10 protein-coding genes are annotated in these 16,236 nt (G+C 74.2%); 8 read left to right on the top strand and 2 right to left on the bottom strand.

What is annotated here, in order from left to right; genetic code table 11:
- Nucleotides 1–128: 128 nt before the first annotated feature.
- The 3 genes from JJV70_RS11585 to mfd all read left to right on the top strand — a co-directional run bounded on the left by JJV70_RS11585 (nucleotide 129) and on the right by mfd (nucleotide 7,219).
- Nucleotides 129–917 (top strand): ABC transporter ATP-binding protein, encoded by a 789-nt coding sequence (locus JJV70_RS11585; RefSeq protein ID WP_219047769.1) that lies wholly within the window; start codon nucleotides 129–131, stop codon nucleotides 915–917.
- Nucleotides 914–3,484 carry an ABC transporter permease gene (locus JJV70_RS11590; RefSeq protein ID WP_219047770.1) on the top strand — a complete coding sequence of 857 codons (2,571 nt, stop codon included), beginning with the start codon at nucleotides 914–916 and terminating at the stop codon, nucleotides 3,482–3,484. Before JJV70_RS11585 ends, JJV70_RS11590 begins: the two co-directional genes overlap by 4 nt.
- 144 nt (nucleotides 3,485–3,628) lie before the next feature.
- Nucleotides 3,629–7,219, top strand: a complete 3,591-nt coding sequence (gene mfd / locus JJV70_RS11595; RefSeq protein ID WP_219047771.1) for a transcription-repair coupling factor — start codon at nucleotides 3,629–3,631, stop codon at nucleotides 7,217–7,219.
- 109 nt (nucleotides 7,220–7,328) lie between these two features.
- On the opposite strand, the gene JJV70_RS11600 is transcribed toward mfd, so the two are convergent.
- Nucleotides 7,329–7,919: a DUF4352 domain-containing protein gene (locus JJV70_RS11600; RefSeq protein ID WP_219047772.1), complete on the bottom strand. Its 591-nt coding sequence runs from the start codon at nucleotides 7,917–7,919 to the stop codon at nucleotides 7,329–7,331.
- A 229-nt stretch (nucleotides 7,920–8,148) separates the two neighbouring features.
- On the opposite strand from JJV70_RS11600, the gene JJV70_RS11605 reads away from it, so the two are divergent.
- The 5 genes from JJV70_RS11605 (at nucleotide 8,149) to JJV70_RS11620 (ending at nucleotide 14,916) form a co-directional block, all read left to right on the top strand.
- Complete coding sequence (locus JJV70_RS11605) at nucleotides 8,149–10,101, top strand: N-6 DNA methylase (protein WP_308294784.1); 1,953 nt, start codon at nucleotides 8,149–8,151, stop codon at nucleotides 10,099–10,101.
- Nucleotides 10,102–10,198: 97 nt separating this feature from the next.
- On the top strand, nucleotides 10,199–10,918 hold the full coding sequence (locus JJV70_RS22700; protein WP_257573796.1) for a hypothetical protein: 720 nt from the start codon (nucleotides 10,199–10,201) through the stop codon (nucleotides 10,916–10,918).
- Complete coding sequence (locus tag JJV70_RS22705) at nucleotides 10,915–12,201, top strand: serine/threonine-protein kinase (RefSeq protein WP_308294785.1); 1,287 nt, start codon at nucleotides 10,915–10,917, stop codon at nucleotides 12,199–12,201. Before JJV70_RS22700 ends, JJV70_RS22705 begins: the two co-directional genes overlap by 4 nt.
- Before the next feature lie 325 nt (nucleotides 12,202–12,526).
- On the top strand, nucleotides 12,527–13,522 hold the full coding sequence (locus tag JJV70_RS11615) for a glycosyltransferase family 2 protein (protein ID WP_219047774.1): 996 nt from the start codon (nucleotides 12,527–12,529) through the stop codon (nucleotides 13,520–13,522).
- Nucleotides 13,519–14,916: an alpha-2,8-polysialyltransferase family protein gene (locus JJV70_RS11620; RefSeq protein ID WP_219047851.1), complete on the top strand. Its 1,398-nt coding sequence runs from the start codon at nucleotides 13,519–13,521 to the stop codon at nucleotides 14,914–14,916. Before JJV70_RS11615 ends, JJV70_RS11620 begins: the two co-directional genes overlap by 4 nt.
- Nucleotides 14,917–15,044: 128 nt before the next feature.
- Here the strand turns inward: JJV70_RS11620 and JJV70_RS11625 are convergent, their stop codons facing one another.
- The gene (locus tag JJV70_RS11625; RefSeq protein ID WP_219047775.1) at nucleotides 15,045–16,187 is read right to left on the bottom strand and encodes an acyltransferase; all 1,143 of its coding nucleotides are present in this window, start codon (nucleotides 16,185–16,187) and stop codon (nucleotides 15,045–15,047) included.
- Nucleotides 16,188–16,236: the final 49 nt, after the last annotated feature.

Consider the following 16,236-nt stretch of genomic DNA (forward strand, 5'->3'; position numbering starts at 1 on the left):
CCGTGCCCGAGGGGTGGGGACAGACCCGCTCCACCGGCCGGCGAGCACCCTCGCGGCCCGGTCCGAAAGCGGCCCGGCCCGGTTCGGGCAGGGCTGGTCAGACACCGACGCACCCAGGGGAGAACATCGTGACCACGGCGGTATCGCATCCGAAGACCGGGGGCACCCCGGAACGCACGGCCGTCGCGGCGCGGGCCCGGCAGGTCGTCAAGACCTACGGCGCCGGGGAGACCCGCGTCGTCGCGCTGGACCGGGTGGACGTGGACATCACGCGCGGCGCGTTCACGGCCATCATGGGGCCCTCCGGCTCCGGCAAGTCCACGCTCATGCACTGCCTGGCCGGGCTGGACACGGTGACCTCCGGCCAGATCTGGGTGGGGGAGACGGAGATCACCGGGATGAAGGAGAAGCGGCTGACGCGACTGCGCCGCGACCACATCGGGTTCATCTTCCAGTCCTTCAACCTGCTGCCCACGCTGACCGCGCAGGAGAACATCACGCTGCCGATGGACATCGCCGGACGCAGACCCGACCGCCCGTGGCTGGAGCAGGTGGTGGAAACCGTCGGCCTGCGGGAGCGGCTGAAACACCGGCCGAGCCAGCTGTCGGGCGGGCAACAGCAGCGGGTGGCCGTCGCCCGGGCGCTGGCCGCGCGGCCGGAGATCATCTTCGGCGACGAGCCCACCGGCAACCTCGACTCGCGGGCCGGTGCTGAGGTGCTGGGCTTCCTGCGCCGCTCGGTGGACGAACTGGGCCAGACGATGGTGATGGTGACCCACGATCCCGTCGCCGCGTCCTACGCCGACCGGGTGCTGTACCTGGCGGACGGGCGCATCGTGGACGAGATGCGCCGTCCGTCGGCGGAGCGGGTCCTGGACCGGATGAAGGCCTTCGACACGCTCGGGCGGGTGTCATGACCATCGTCCGTACCTCGCTGCGCACCTTCTTCGCGCACAAGGGCCGCATGGTGCTCTCCGGCCTGGCCGTGGTGCTGTCGGTGGCCTTCGTCAGCGGGACGCTGGTGTTCACCGACACGATGAACACCACCTTCGAGCGCATGTTCGCCCAGACGACCGCCGACGTGACGGTCTCCCCGCCGGGCGCCGACGGCGACGAGACGCCCGTGACGGGCCGCCCGGCGACGCTCCCCGCGTGCGTCGTGGACCAGGCGGCCGGTGCCGACGGCGTGGAGCGGGCCACCGGGCTGACGGTCAGTACCGGCCTGACCGTCGTGGACGCCGACAACGAGAACATCGGCCCGACCAACGGCGCCCCCACGCTCGCCTCCAACTGGACCGAGGTGGACCGCAAGGCGATGAAGGTCACCGCGGGCCACCCGCCGCGCGGACCCGACGAGGTGATGATCGACGCCGACACCGCCGACGCGCACGGCCTCCAGCTCGGTGACGAGTTGCGCACCGTCACCGCGTCCGGCGAGTTCACCTCCCGGATCTCCGGCATCGCCACGTTCCAGGTGACCAACCCGGGCGCGGCGGTGGTCTACTACGACACCGCCACCGCCCAAGAGCGCCTGCTGGGCGGCCCGGAGCGGTTCACGGCCGTCGCCGTGACGGCGGCTGAGGGCTTCACCGACGAACTCCTGCGCGAGAACGTCGCGAACGCGGTGGGCGGCGACTACACCGTGCTCACGCAGGAGGAGCAGGCGGCGCGCAGCAAGCAGGACATGGGCTCCTTCCTGGAGGTCATCAAGTACGCGCTGCTCGGCTTCGCCGGGATCGCGGTGCTCGTCGGCGTCTTTCTGATCGTCAACACGTTCTCGATGATCGTCGCCCAGCGCACCCGGGAACTGGGGCTGCTGCGCGCCGTCGGGGCGAGCCGCAGGCAGGTGAGCCGCACGGTGCTCGTGGAAGCCCTGCTGCTGGGGGTGCTCGGTTCGGTGCTCGGCCTGGCCGCCGGGGTCGGGCTGGCCATCGGCCTCATGGGGCTGATGGGCGCGGTCGGCATGAACCTCAGCACCGACGACCTGACGATCGCCTGGACCACCCCGGTGACCGGCGCGGTGCTCGGCGTCTGCGTGACGCTGCTGGCCGCCTGGCTGCCCGCCCGCCGCGCGGGCCGGGTGGCGCCGATGGCCGCCCTGCGCGAGAGCGGCGCCGCCGCCGACCAGCGCTCCGGCCGGGTGCGCGCGGTGGTGGGCGTCGCGCTGACGGGCGCGGGCGCGGCCCTTCTGGTGCTGGCCGCGGGCGCCACCGACGGCGGCACCGGAGCGCTGTACCTGGCCCTCGGCGTGGTGCTGACCCTGCTGGGGTTCGTGCTGATCGGTCCGCTGCTGGCCGCCGCAGTGGTGCGCGTGCTGTCGGTGGTCCTCCTGCGCGCGTTCGGTCCCGTGGGCCGCCTCGCGGAGCGCAACGCCCTGCGCAACCCGCGCCGTACCGGGGCCACGGCCGCCGCGCTGATGATCGGGCTGGCCCTGGTCGCGGGGTTGTCGGTGGTCGGCTCCTCCATGGTGGCCTCGGGCCGGGCGGAGGTGGACCGCAGCGTCGGCGCGGACTTCATCGTCACCGGCACGGGCCAGGCGCTCACCCCGCAGGTGACCCGCGCGCTCTCCGGCCTGCCCGAACTGGACCACGTCAGCGAGTACCGCTACCTGGAGGGCACCCGGCTTACGCTGCCCGGCGGGGACACCGCCGAGGCCCGGCTGGTCGCGGCGTCCCCCACCTACGCCCAGGACCTGCGGCAGGAGATGGTGGCCGGTGACCTGGCCGACGCCTACCGGGGGGACAGCATGTCGGTGGGCGAGGAGTTCGCCGCCGCGCACGGGCTCAGCGTCGGTGACGTGCTGGGCGTGACCTTCCCCGGCGGCACGGAAGCGGAGCTGGAGATCCGCGCCGTCACCGCGGGGGACGCGATGATCGACCAGGGAATGATGTACACCAGCCTGGCCACAGCCGAGCGGTACGTGCCCGCGGAGGCGATGCCGCTGAACTCGCTGCTGCTGGGCACGGCCGTCGAGGGCCGCCAGGACGCGGCGCTCGCGGCGATCGAGGCCGAGCTGGAGCCCTACCCGCAGTTCTCCGTGCAGGACCAGGCCGGGTACAAGGAGCTGCTGGAGGAGCAGGTCGGCCAGCTGCTGAACATGGTGTACGGGCTGCTGGCGCTGGCGATCATCGTCGCGGTGCTGGGCGTGGTGAACACGCTCGCGCTGTCGGTGGTGGAGCGCACCCGTGAGATCGGGCTGATGCGTGCCATCGGCCTGTCCCGGCGGCAGCTGCGGCGCATGGTGCGGCTGGAGTCGGTGGTCATCGCCCTGTTCGGGGCCCTGCTGGGCCTGGGCCTGGGGCTGGCCTGGGGCGCGACCGGGCAGCGCCTGCTGGAGCTGGAGGGGCTGCGCGTCCTGGAGATCCCGTGGCCGACGCTGCTCACCGTCTTCCTCGGCTCCGCGCTGGTGGGCCTCATCGCGGCCCTGATCCCGGCGTTCCGCGCGGGCCGCCTGAACGTGCTGACGGCGATCGCGACGGAGTAGGGGCCGCGCCAGGGCGCCAGGGCCGCTGACGCGGCCGGAGCCGGTCGGTGGGAGCGCGTAGGGTGGAAGGCCCGGCACGCCAAGCGTGCCGGGCCTTCGTGTGGTCCGGTTGATGAGGTTGTGGGACGAAGAAGTGATGCGGTCATGAGCCTGCCCGGTCTGCTCGACGCCGTCGCCCGTGACGCGGGCCTCACCGAGGCGGTGGCGGCCGCCAAGGCTGGCCACCGCCCGCACGTGGACCTGATCGGCCCCCCGGCGGCCCGTCCGCTGGCCGTCGCTGCGCTGGCCCGGGACGCCGGGCGCCCGGTGCTCGCGGTGACGGCGACGGGCCGGGAGGCGGAGGACCTGGCGGCGGCCCTGCGCTCGCTGCTGCCGCCGGACGGCGTCGCGGAGTTCCCGGCCTGGGAGACGCTGCCGCACGAGCGCCTGTCGCCGCGCAGCGACACCGTGGGGCGGCGCCTGGCCGTGCTGCGCCGCCTGGCCCACCCGCGTGCCGACGACCCCACCGCTGGCCCCGTCTCCGTCGTCGTTGCCCCGATCCGCTCGGTGCTGCAACCGCAGGTCAAGGGCCTGGGCGAGCTGGTGCCGGTCAGCCTGCGCACCGGCGAGAGCGCGGATTTGGACACCGTCGTGGACGGCCTGGTGGCCGCCGCCTACGCCCGCGTCGAGCTGGTGGAAAAGCGCGGCGAGTTCGCGGTGCGCGGCGGCATTCTCGATGTGTTCCCGCCGACCGAGGAGCACCCCCTTCGGGTGGAGTTCTGGGGCGACGACGTGGAGGAGATCCGCTACTTCAAGGTGGCCGACCAGCGTTCGCTGGAGGTCGCCGAGCACGGCCTGTGGGCGCCGCCGTGCCGCGAGCTGCTGCTGACGGACGACGTGAAGGCGCGCGCGGCCCAGCTGGCCCAGGCGCACCCGGAGCTGGCGGAGCTGCTCGGCAAGGTCGCCGAGGGCATCGCCGTCGAGGGTATGGAGTCCCTGGCGCCGGTGCTGGTGGACGAGATGGAGCTGCTGCTGGACGTGCTGCCCGCGCGCAGCATGGCCGTGGTGTGCGACCCGGAGCGGGTGCGGACCCGGGCCGCCGACCTGGTGGCCACCAGCCAGGAGTTCCTGCAAGCCTCGTGGGCGGCCAGCGCCGGGGGTGGCGAGGCGCCGGTGGACCTGGGCGCCGCGTCCCTGTGGTCCCTGGCCGACGTCCGCGAGCACGCGGGCGAGCTGGGGCTGCCGTGGTGGTCGGTGAGCCCGTTCACCGCCGACGCGGAACTGGCGGAGTTCGCCGGCGGAGCGGCCGGAGCCGCCGGGAACGCCCACGACGCCGGTGACGACGTGATCCGGCTGGGCCTGAAGGCGGCCGAGTCCTACCGGGGCGACACCGCGCGGGCGCTGGCGGACACCAAGGGCTGGCTCGCCGACGGCTGGCGCTGCGTCTACCTCACCGAGGCGCACGGCCCGGCGCAGCGCACGGTGGAGGTGCTGGCCGGGGAGGGCGTCGGTGCCCGGCTGGACGAGGAGCTGACCACCCTGGCCCCGTCCGTCGTGCAGGTCGCGCGCGGCGCGCTGGACCACGGCTTCCTCGCCCCCGAACTGCGGCTCGCCGTCCTCACCGAGACGGACCTGACCGGCCAGAAGGCGGCCGGACGCGAGGCGGCGCGCATGCCCGCGCGCCGCCGCAAGACGATCGACCCGCTCACCCTCAACCCGGGCGACTACATCGTGCACGAGCAGCACGGCGTGGGCCGCTACGTGGAGATGGTGCAGCGCACGGTGCAGGGCGCCACCCGCGAGTACCTGGTGGTGGAGTACGCGCCCGCCAAGCGCGGCCAGCCCGGCGACCGCCTGTTCGTGCCGACGGACCAGCTGGAGCAGATCACCAAGTACGTCGGCGGTGAGGCGCCCTCGCTGCACCGGCTCGGCGGCGCGGACTGGACGAAGACCAAGGCCCGTGCGAAGAAGGCCGTCAAGGAGATCGCGGCCGACCTGATCAAGCTGTACTCCGCCCGGATGGCCGCCCCCGGCCACGCCTTCGGCACCGACACCCCCTGGCAGCGGGAGCTGGAGGACGCCTTCCCCTACGCCGAGACCCCCGATCAGCTCACCACGATCGGCGAGGTCAAGGCGGACATGGAGAAGACCGTGCCGATGGACCGGCTGATCTGCGGCGACGTCGGCTACGGCAAGACGGAGATCGCGGTGCGGGCGGCGTTCAAGGCGGTGCAGGACGGCAAGCAGGTCGCCGTACTCGTGCCCACGACGCTGCTGGTGCAGCAGCACTTCGGCACGTTCAGCGACCGGTACGGGCAGTTCCCGGTGACGGTGCGCGCGCTGTCCCGGTTCCAGACGGACACCGAGGCCAAGGCGGTGCTGGAGGGCCTGCGCGAGGGCTCGGTGGACATCGTCATCGGCACCCACCGCCTGTTCTCCTCCGAAACGACGTTCAAGGACCTGGGCCTGGTCATCGTGGACGAGGAGCAGCGCTTCGGCGTCGAGCACAAGGAGCAGCTGAAGAAGCTGCGCGCCAATGTGGACGTGCTGACGATGTCCGCGACGCCGATCCCGCGCACCCTGGAGATGGCGGTCACCGGCATCCGGGAGATGTCCACGATCACCACGCCGCCCGAGGAGCGGCATCCGGTGCTCACGTTCGTCGGCCCGTACGAGGAGCGGCAGATCGGCGCGGCGATCCGGCGCGAGCTGCTGCGCGAGGGCCAGGTGTTCTACATCCACAACCGGGTGGAGTCCATCGACCGGGCGGCGGCGCGGCTGCGGCAGGCGGTGCCGGAGGCGCGGATCGCCACGGCCCACGGCCAGATGTCCGAGGCCGCGCTGGAGCAGGTCGTCGTGGACTTCTGGGAGAAGAAGTTCGACGTGCTGGTCTCCACGACGATCGTGGAGTCCGGGATCGACATCTCCAACGCCAACACCCTCATCGTCGAGCGCGGTGACACCTTCGGCCTGTCCCAGCTGCACCAGCTGCGCGGCCGGGTGGGCCGGGGCCGCGAGCGCGGGTACGCGTACTTCCTGTACCCGCCGGAGAAGCCGCTGACGGAGACGGCCCACGAGCGGCTGGCCACCATCGCCCAGCACACCGAGATGGGCGCGGGCATGTACGTGGCGATGAAGGACCTGGAGATCCGCGGCGCGGGCAACCTGCTCGGCGGTGAGCAGTCCGGCCACATCGCGGGCGTCGGCTTCGACCTGTATGTGCGCATGGTCGGCGAGGCGGTCGCGGACTTCCGCGCCTCCCTGGAGGGGGACGCCGAGAAGGCGGCGGAGGCCGCGCCGCTGGAGGTGAAGATCGAGCTGCCGGTGGACGCCCACGTGCCGCATGACTACGCGCCCGGCGAGCGGCTGCGGCTCCAGGCGTACCGCTCGATCGCGGCGGTGAACTCCGAGGCGGACATCGCCGCCGTCCGCGAGGAGCTGACCGACCGCTACGGTCCGCTGCCGGAGCCAGTAGAGAACCTGCTGCTGGTCGCGGGCCTGCGGTTGCTGGCCCGCGCCTGCGGGGTCACCGACGTCACGCTGCAGGGCACCAAGGTGCGGTTCGCGCCGGTGGAGCTGCGCGAGTCCCAGGAGCTGCGCCTGAAGCGGGTGTACCCCGGATCGGTGATCAAGGCGTCGGCCGGGCAGGTACTCGTGCCGCGTCCCAAGTCCGGGGGCCTGGGCGGCAAGCCGGTCGTGGGCCGCGACCTGCTGGCCTGGACGGGCGAGTTCCTGACGACGGTGCTGGGGTCGTAGGCCGCGTTGCCCGGCAGCCCGCTGCCTCACCACCCGCTCGCGGGACGGGAAGGGGGCCAGGGAGAGACGGCTCTCTCCCTGGCCCCCTTCGCCGTGCCGGGCGGTTCTGTCACAGGGACAGGCTCCACTGGGCCGGGGTGGTGGAGAAGTCGAACAGTTCGACCTCCAGGTCGAGGACCTTCGCGTCGGCGGGCACGTCATAGGCGAACCCGGCGGTGGCCTTCTTGCCCGGGAGTACGGTGCCGGTGAAGCCGGTGCCCACCTTGTCGCCGTAGATCTCCTCCACCGTGGTGCCCTCTTCCCCGGCCCGGGCGCTGACGGAGACCAGGTCGGCGTCCACGTTCTCCTCGCCGGTGTTCTCCAGGGTGATGGTCACCTGGTACGCCTCGTTCCCCTCGGTGTGGCCGAAGTCCGTTTCGCCGACCTGGTAGGGGCTCGCCGTGGAGACGGTGACCTTCAGCCCGCTGTCGTAGACGGCGGTGTCGCCCCCGGCGTAGGGGCCTTCCGCGGAGTCCCCCGCGTCCCCGGCGTCCTCGGCCCCGGCGTCCTTCGCGTCGCCCTCCTGGCCGGCCTCCTGGCTGTTGCCGCTCTCCTTCGTGGGCTCGTCCGCGTCCCCGCACGCGGTCAGCCCGCCGACCGCTAGGACGGCGGTGGCCACGGCGGCGACGAGGGTGCGGGCGCGGGTGGTGTTCACGGACATGACTGACCCCTTGTGGATGCTGCGAGAACGAGTGCGGGAAGAACGCGAGGACGCCGTGAAGGCGCCCGGTGCGGATCTTGCGAACCGCTGGGTCAATAACAACAGAGACTGTGAATCGAGTCAACACTGTTCACTGGATTCACGAGGTTCACGCAGTGAACCGGTGCGGCGAGCAATCCGCGGGTATGCTCAGCCGCACCGCCACGACGACTCGCAGGAAGGCGCCGACGTGTCGCAGAGCACGCCCGAAGAACCGGAGGTGACCGCGGCCGGGATCGCCCGGCTGGCGGGCGTCGGCCGGGCCGCCGTCAGCAACTGGCGCCGCCGGTACCCGCACTTCCCGCAGCCCGTCGGCGGCACCGAGGCCAGTCCCACCTTCGCGCTCGCCGACATCGAGGAGTGGCTGCGCGCCCACGGCAAACTCGCCGAGGTGCCGCTGCGCGAGCGGGTGTGGCAGCAGATCGAGACCGACCCCGAAGGCCCGGCCGCCGCCCTGGCCCGCGCCGGGGCAACCCTGCTCGCCAGCGGTGACGAAGACGACGAGCCCCCCACCCCGCTGCACCGCCTGGCCGGGGAACTCGGCGGCGCGGGAGCGGCCTTCGGCTTCCTCCTGACCCGCTACTTCGACGCCAGCCCCCGCGCCCACACCCGCACCCCCGCCCCCGCCGCCGACCTCATGGCCGCCCTGGCCGCCGCCACCGCCCGCCCCGGCGCCGTCCTTGACCCGGCCTGCGGCTCCGGCGAACTGCTCGCCGCCGCACAGCGCACAGCGGCACCACCCGCGCCCGCCCACCAGGGCACGAGGGCTGCCCGGAGCCGGGCGGCGGACGCCGGAGGCGGCCTGCGGCTGTACGGCCAGGAGACCGACCCGGACCTCGCCCGGCTCACCGCCCTGCGGCTGACCCTGTGCGCCGCCCCGCGCCCCGCCGCCGTCCAGGTGCGCACCGAGGACGCCCTGCGCACCGCGCCCGCCGAACAGCCCGCCGTGGACGCCGTGCTGTGCCACCCGCCGTTCAACGAACGCCACTGGGGACACGACGAACTGGCCTACGACGCCCGCTGGGAGTACGGCCTGCCCGCCCGCACCGAATCCGAACTGGCCTGGGTGCAGCATGCCCTGGCCCGGCTGCGCCCCGGCGGCGTCGCGGTGCTGCTCATGCCCCCGGCCGCCGCCTCCCGCCGCACCGGCCGCCGCATCCGCGCCGCCCTGCTGCGGCGCGGCGCCCTGCGCGCCGTCGTCGCCCTGCCCGCCGGGGCCGCGCCGCCGCACAGCCTGCCGCTGCACCTGTGGGTACTGCGCAAGCCGGACGGCGTCACGCCCGCCGAGCCACGCCTGTTGCTGCTGGACACCAGCACCCGGTACCAGCCCGACGGGCGCGAGCCGTTGCCCTGGGACGCGCTGGCCGACACCGTGCTCACCGCCTGGCGCGCGTTCGCCGACGGCGCCAAGGTGCCCGAGGAGCCAGGGGTGTGCGGCACCCGGCCGGTCATCGACCTGCTGGACGACGACGTTGACCTCGCCCCCGCCCGCCACCTGCCCCCTCTCCCCGGCGCGGGCGACGCCGCCGCACTGGCCGGGACCCGCGCCGAGCTGGCCCGCACCCTGCGCCGCAGCCTCGACCTCACCCCCGACCCCACCCCGGCCCCCGACCCCACCCCGGCCCCCGGCGAGACCACCACCGGGCGCTGGACCCTCACCACCGTCGGCGAACTCCTGCGCGCCGGAGCGCTCCAGGTGCGCGCGGGCGGCGCGGAGGGCGCCCCGGCCGTGACGCGCGCGGGCGACATCGTCATCCCGGTCCAGGGCCGGGGCGCCGCCTACGTCGTGGACGCCGACACCGCCGGCCAGACGCTGGCCAAGCCGCTGTACCTGCTGCGCCCGGAGCCGTACGCGCTGGACCCGTGGTTCGTCGCCGGTTTCCTGCGCTCGACCGCCAACACCCGCCAGGCCAGCAGCTACGCCTCCAGCGCCTCCCGGCTGGATGTGCGCCGCCTGCACCTGCCCCGGCTCGACCTGGACGGCCAGCGCCGCTACGGCGCCCACTTCCGCCGCCTGGCCGCGTTCGAAGCCGCGCTGCGCCTGGCCGGGGAGCTGGGCGCGCGGCTGGTGCAGGGCGTGTACGACGGTCTCACCGACGGCAGCCTGGAACCGGGCGACTCCCCGGACCAGGCCCCGCGCTGACCTACCTCGCGGATACGCTCGCCTCCTACCATGTGGTCAGGCGAGGGACGGGAGCTGGAAGATGTACGGGGCGGGCGCACCTCCGACGCCATCATCTGTGACGCCGCCACCGGCGCACCGCGCCGGTCCCGGTGCCGGGGCGATGACGGCCCGGCTGCTGTTCGCGTCGTTCCCGGTGTGGTCGCTGGGCCTGCTCGCGTGGGTGCCCTCGCTGCGGTTCGCCATCCTGCGCCGCCGTCCGCTGGACTGGGCCGTGTTCGCGGCCTTCGCCGCCGGTACTGTCGCGGAGATCCTGCTCCTGGCGTTCACGCCCGAGGAGCCGGACCACCCGGCCAACGCCGCGGCTGGCGGGTACGTGCTGATGTTCCTCATCGGCGCCGTCACCCACGCCGTCCTGGCCGACCGGTTCCCGCGCACTGCGCCCACCCCGTACGGCGCGCACGCGGTGGGCTACGGCTACCCGCAGCCCGCGCCCGGCCCCGCCCCAACCGGCAACGGCTACCCTCAGCCAACACCGCCGCCCCAGCACGCCGTCCACCAGCACGTGCCGCCCTACGCCGCACCGCCGTACCCCGCGCCGCCACCCCAGCCGTCCGCGCGGTACCCGCACTCCGTGCACCAGCAGCCCACCGAGTACGCGCCGCCCGGGCTGCGGCCGCAGCCGGTACCGCAGCCGCCGTCCGCGCCGCAGTCGCCGTCCGCGCCGCAACCGGCCGCGCCGACCGCGCCGGCCGAGGAGCCCGCCCGCATGCGCCAGGTCGCCTCCGAGCTGGACGAGCTGGACGCGTTGCTGCGCCGGCGGGACGGCGGCCAGTGATCGGCCGCCTCATCGCGGGCCGCTACGAACTGACCGAACCGCTGGGCAAGGGCGCGATGGGTCAGGTGTGGGGCGGCCACGACCAGGGTCTGGGCGGACGTCCGGTGGCGGTGAAGCTCATGCACTCCGGGCATATGGCCTCCCTGTCGGGCAGCGCCTCCCCACCGGAGCTGCGCGAACGGTTCGAGCGCGAGTGCCGGGTGACGGCGCGGCTGGACCACCCGAACCTGGTCACCGTCTTCGACGCGGGCCGCGAGGGCGACGAGCTGTTCCTCGTCATGCAGCGCCTGGACGGCAGCGACCTGGCCGACCACCTCGCCGAACACGACCCCTACCCCTGCTCCTGGGCGGTCGCCGTAGCCGCGCAGCTGTGCTCCGCGCTGGTCGCGGTGCACACCGTCGGCGTCGTCCACCGCGATCTCAAGCCCGGCAACGTCATCGTGCGCCCCGAGGGCCGCGTCGTCATCCTCGACCTGGGCATCGCCGCCGTCGGCTCCCCGGGCGACGCCACGCGGCTCACCCGCACCGGCGCGCTCATCGGCACACCGGTCTACATGGCGCCCGAGCAGGCGATGGGCACCGCGCCCGTCGGCCCGCCCGCCGACCTGTACGCACTCGGCGGCATGCTGTACGAACTCCTCACCGGGCAGGCACCGTTCGAAGCCCCCGAAGCCTCCGGGCTGCTGTACAAGAAGCTGCACGAGGAGCCCCGTGCGGTGCGCGAGCTGCGCCCGGAAGTGCCCGACCGGCTCGCCCACCTGGTGCACCGCCTGCTGCACAAGGACCCCGCCGCCCGGCCCGCCGACGCGCACCAGGTCTACGACGAGCTGGCCCCGCTGCTGCCCCGCACGGGCGGCCCGGGCGGACCGGCGCTGCCGCTGGACCCCACCCGGCCGTTCCTGGACCCCATGGCCCCCTGGCCGCCCCGGCCCGTGCCGCCCCCGCCCGGCTTCGGTCCGCCCCCGCCCACCGGGCTGGCGGCCACGCTGGAGGAAGTGCGGCGCCTGCTGGCGTCCGGCCAGTACGCCCAGGTGGCCGACGTGCTGGGGCGCGCGCTTCCGGCCGCCGTCGCCGAGCACGGCGAGGGCTCGCCGATCGTCCGCAAGCTGCGCAAGCAGTACGCGGCGACGCTGATGGAAGCCGGGCAGTACGCCACCGCGCTGCCGGAGGTGACGCGGCTGGTGCGCGAGTACGCCGCCGAACTGGGCCCGCACGACCCGGTGGTCACCCAGCTGTTGCGGGACGAGGCGTTCTGCCGCCACCGCCTCACCGGCCACCGCTGACCCGCCCGGCGCGCTAGCGGCGGGGTCCTTGGCCGCTCCGGCCCATCGCGCCGCCCTCCGCCCGCGACACGCCCGGCGGCCCACGGTACAGCCCGGCGTCCGGCCGCCCGGGACGGCCGTAACGCGGGCGGGGAAGCGGCGCGGGGCAGACACGGGGCAGGGGCACGCGTCCGGCGTGTGATGTCGGCGTTGGCCAAGTGACGCCTGTCGTTCACCCGGACGTCGTCTGTGCGGCATCCCGCGCTCCGCACTCCGGCCTACGCTCCGGGGTGGAGGCCGGGCGCGGGACCGGTCTCCTGGCCTGTCCGCAGCGTCTGGAAACCACGTGCCCAAGCTTTCTGTGATCGTGCCCTGCCACAACGTCCAGGACTTCCTCCCGGACACCCTGCGCAGCCTCGCCCGCAACGCGGGCCAGGACGCGGAGTTCCTTCTCGTGGACGACTGCTCCACGGACGCCACCGGCGACCTGCTGCGGCGTGCCGCGCCGGATATCCCGCGGGCCAGGGTGATCCGTCACGAGACGAACCAGGGCATCTCCCAGGCCCGCAACTCCGGCATCGAGGCCGCCCGGGGCGACTGGCTCACCTTCCTGGACGGCGACGACTGGTACGCCCCCGGCTACCTCGACGCCCTGCTCGCCGCCGCCCACCGCCTGGACGCTGACTTCGTGCGCACCGACCACGTCCAGGTCACCGGCAAGGCGCGCGTCGTGCACCGCGCTCCCGCCCCGCGCCGCGACGTCGCCCTCTCACCGCGCGAGGCGATCGTCCCGGCGGCGATGAAGACGATGGTGGACTACCCGTTCGTGTGGGCCGGTGCCTACCGCCGCTCCCTCTTCGACCAGGGCCTGCGCTTCGTACCCGACCTGCGCACCGCCGAGGACCGGCTGTTCACCTGGCAACTCCACCTGCGGGCACGGACGTTCGCGACCACCGGCCTGTACGGCGTGTACTACCGGCGCGGCGTGGCCACCTCGCTCACCCAGATCGGCGACGAACGCCAGTTGGACTTCATTCCCGCCCACGACCGCATCCTGGACGAGGTCACCGCCGACGCCGAGGCCGACCGCTTCCTGCCCAAGATCGTGCGCACCTACTGCGCCATGATCGCCTTCCACGCCGCGGGCGCCACCCGCTACGACGCCCCCACCGCCAAGGTTCTGCGCCGCCGGTCGGCCGCCGCGCTGCGCCGGATGCCGCAGGACGTGCTGGCGGACGTGCTCGACGTGCTCGACGCGCCGCGCGCGAAGGTGCTGCGGCGCCTGCTGGGTCGCCCCACGGCCCGGCCCGCCAGCTCCCACCGGACCGGAAAGGCGGCCTGACCGTGCACTCCACCGCGCCCACTCCGCCCGCCGCCCGCCGCCCGCAGGTCTTCGAGGTCTCCACCCTCTACGGCGCCGCGACGCTCGCCGCCGCCCTGGACGCGGGCCAGTTCGGCCCGGCCGACGCCGCGTACCGCGTCCTGGTGGTGTCCCACCATGCCACCGTCCCGGAGACCGCCACCCAGCTGCCGGAGATGACCGGCTGGAGCGGCATCGCCGAGCGCTTCGACCGCGTCGTGGACTGGAACGCCACCCTCCGCCCCCTGCACCCCAGCCACTGGACGCCGCGCGACCAGGACCGCCCGCTGTGGCAGCGCTTCCTGTGCGACGCCTGGCGGCTGCCGGACGGCCCGATGGACCTGGTGGTGGAGTCCGTGCACGTCAACCCGGCCGCCGCGCTCGCCGGGATCTTCGCCGACGCCGACGTGCACGTGTACGCAGACGGCCTGATGAGCTACGGCCCCACCCGCGATCGCCTGCCCGCCGCCACCGCCCCCCGCGTCCAGCGTCTGTTGCACCTCGACCTCGTGCCCGGCCTGCGCCCGCTGCTGCTGTCCGAGTACGGCGTCGAACCGGAGACGGTGCCGGCCGACGCCTTCCGCGCGGTGCTGGACGAGCTCACCGCGGCCGGCGCCGCCGACCCCGCGCTGACCGCCGCCGCCGACGCCGGCGAGGAGTCCGGCGTCGCCGTCATCCTCGGCCAGTACCTCGCCGCACTGGGCATCCTCACCGCCGACGAGGAGGAGGAACTGCACGCCCGCATGGTGCGCGCCGCAGCCGCCGCCGGGCACGCCACCGTCCTGTTCAAGCCACACCCCACCGCGCCCGCCCGCTACTCCCGCGCCCTGGAGAAGGCCGCCGCCGACCGTGGCGTGACCCTGCTGACGCCGACGACCGCGCTGCTCGCCGAAGCCGTCTTCGGCCGCTGCCGTCCCGGCCTCGTCGTCGGCTGCTTCTCCACCGCCCTGCTGACGGCGTCCGCCTTCTACGGCATCCCCATCGCCCGCGTCGGCACCGCCGAACTGCTCGACCGGCTCGTGCCGTACCAGAACAGCAACCGCGTCCCGCTCACCCTCGTCCACGCCACCGTGCCGGACGCGGAACGCCCGGGCTCGGCGCCGGAGCTGACGGCGGAACAAGCCGAACGCCTGGTGCGCACCGTCGGCTACTGCATGCAGCCGCGCCTCTACCCCCACCTGCGGCCCGAGGCCCACGCCTGGCTCGCCGACCACTGGAACCCGCACACCCAGCACTACTTCAAGCGCCGCCGCCTCACCAGCCTGGAACTCCCCGGCAGCCTGGTCCCGGCCACCGACCGCTTCCCCGGCGGCCGCACCGCGCTCCGCGTGGCCCGCCGCGTCAAGCGCGCCGCGCACCGCCCAAGGCCCCGCTGACCCGCCCTCGCGCACCCCGCGCACGGCGCGGCGGGCGCCCGCGCGGCGACCCCGCCGGGACCGCGCTGGCCGCTGGGGTCACGCGGGATGCGGGGACCGCGCCGGACGCGGGGACCGCGCGGGCCGCGTCAGCCCAGGTAGCGGCGCAGGCCGAGGCGGCCCCAGGCCAGGCTCACCGCGTAGGACAGCGCCGTCACCACGGCGAACATCCCCAGCAGTAGCCCGGACGCGGCCAGCAGGCCCATGTCCGGGGAGATCAGCGGCCGCAGCAGCTCCTCGACGAACAGCACGTGCACCAGGTACGCGCCCATCGCCGCGCCGCCCAGCCGGGTCAGCGGCTCACGCCACCGCTGAGGCACCCGCGTGCGGCTCACCAGCAGCAGCACACAGAGCGTCATGACGCCGACGATCAGGTGAGCGTTGGGGATCACGTAGTGGATCTGGGTGTGGTACCAGAAGCAGGCCGCCATCGTCAGCGGCAGCAGTACGCCGAAGATCCAGCGGCGTCCGCGCAGCGCCCGCGCGGGGAGCGCCAGCAGCAGCGCCCCGCCGACGGCGTACACCACCGAGTAGGTGCCGAAGCTCCAGCCGACGGCGGGCACGGCCCACCCGGTCACGTCGCGCACGGTGGACAGCAGGCTCGGCAGCGCCGCCACACCGAGCAGCGCGAGCCCCAGCTTCCACGGCCGCCCGCCGTCGCGGACGAGCACGGCGCACGCGAGCGCCGCGACGACCGGCAGGTACGCGTACAGGAACCACAGGTGGTAGGCGGGCTGGACGGAGCCGAAGAGCGAGTCGAGGGCGAGTTCGGTCATCGGTTTGTCGTTGCGGTCCCGCAGCCACGCCCACACCAGGTACACCCCGGTCCACACGAACAGCGGGAGCCCGCTGCGGACGATGCGCCGCCACATCGTGGCCTCGTCCCGTGGCCGGGCGCCCACCAGCACGCCCCACCCGCCGATGGCGAAGAACACCGGGACGGCGAAGGAGTTGACTGCCTCGAAGACGTGCCCGGTCCAGTAGGCGCCGGACCCGGCCGCGCGGTCGTTGCCGACGGCCTGGATGAACGCGGCGGCCACGTGTCCGAGGATCACCGTGCAGGAGGCCACCAGGCGCAGCACGTCAATATCGAACCGGTGCTCGCGGGTGGCGGGAGCGGGCTCCTGGCCGGCGGCGATCTCGGTGTCCGGGTGTTCGGCAGCGGCGTCCGGGCGGTCGGCGGCGTCGGTTGCGGCCGCGTCAGGCGCGGCGGCGGGAGTTCTCGGCGGCATGGTCCTGTGAGGTGTCGGCGGCGGAGGGACGGCACGGAACCCAGGCCCG

Source organism: Streptomyces sp. JJ66, assembly GCF_019303495.1.
Taxonomy (GTDB): domain Bacteria; phylum Actinomycetota; class Actinomycetes; order Streptomycetales; family Streptomycetaceae; genus Streptomyces.

Bases quoted from the DNA above. Each gene is read 5' to 3' on its own strand.
- mfd (WP_219047771.1), top strand. From the start codon at position 3,629: ATGAGCCTGCCCGGTCTGCTCGACGCCGTCGCCCGTGACGCGGGCCTC.
- JJV70_RS11590 (WP_219047770.1), top strand. From the start codon at position 914: ATGACCATCGTCCGTACCTCGCTGCGCACCTTCTTCGCGCACAAGGGC.
- JJV70_RS11600 (WP_219047772.1), bottom strand. From the start codon at position 7,919: ATGTCCGTGAACACCACCCGCGCCCGCACCCTCGTCGCCGCCGTGGCC.
- JJV70_RS11625 (WP_219047775.1), bottom strand. From the start codon at position 16,187: ATGCCGCCGAGAACTCCCGCCGCCGCGCCTGACGCGGCCGCAACCGAC.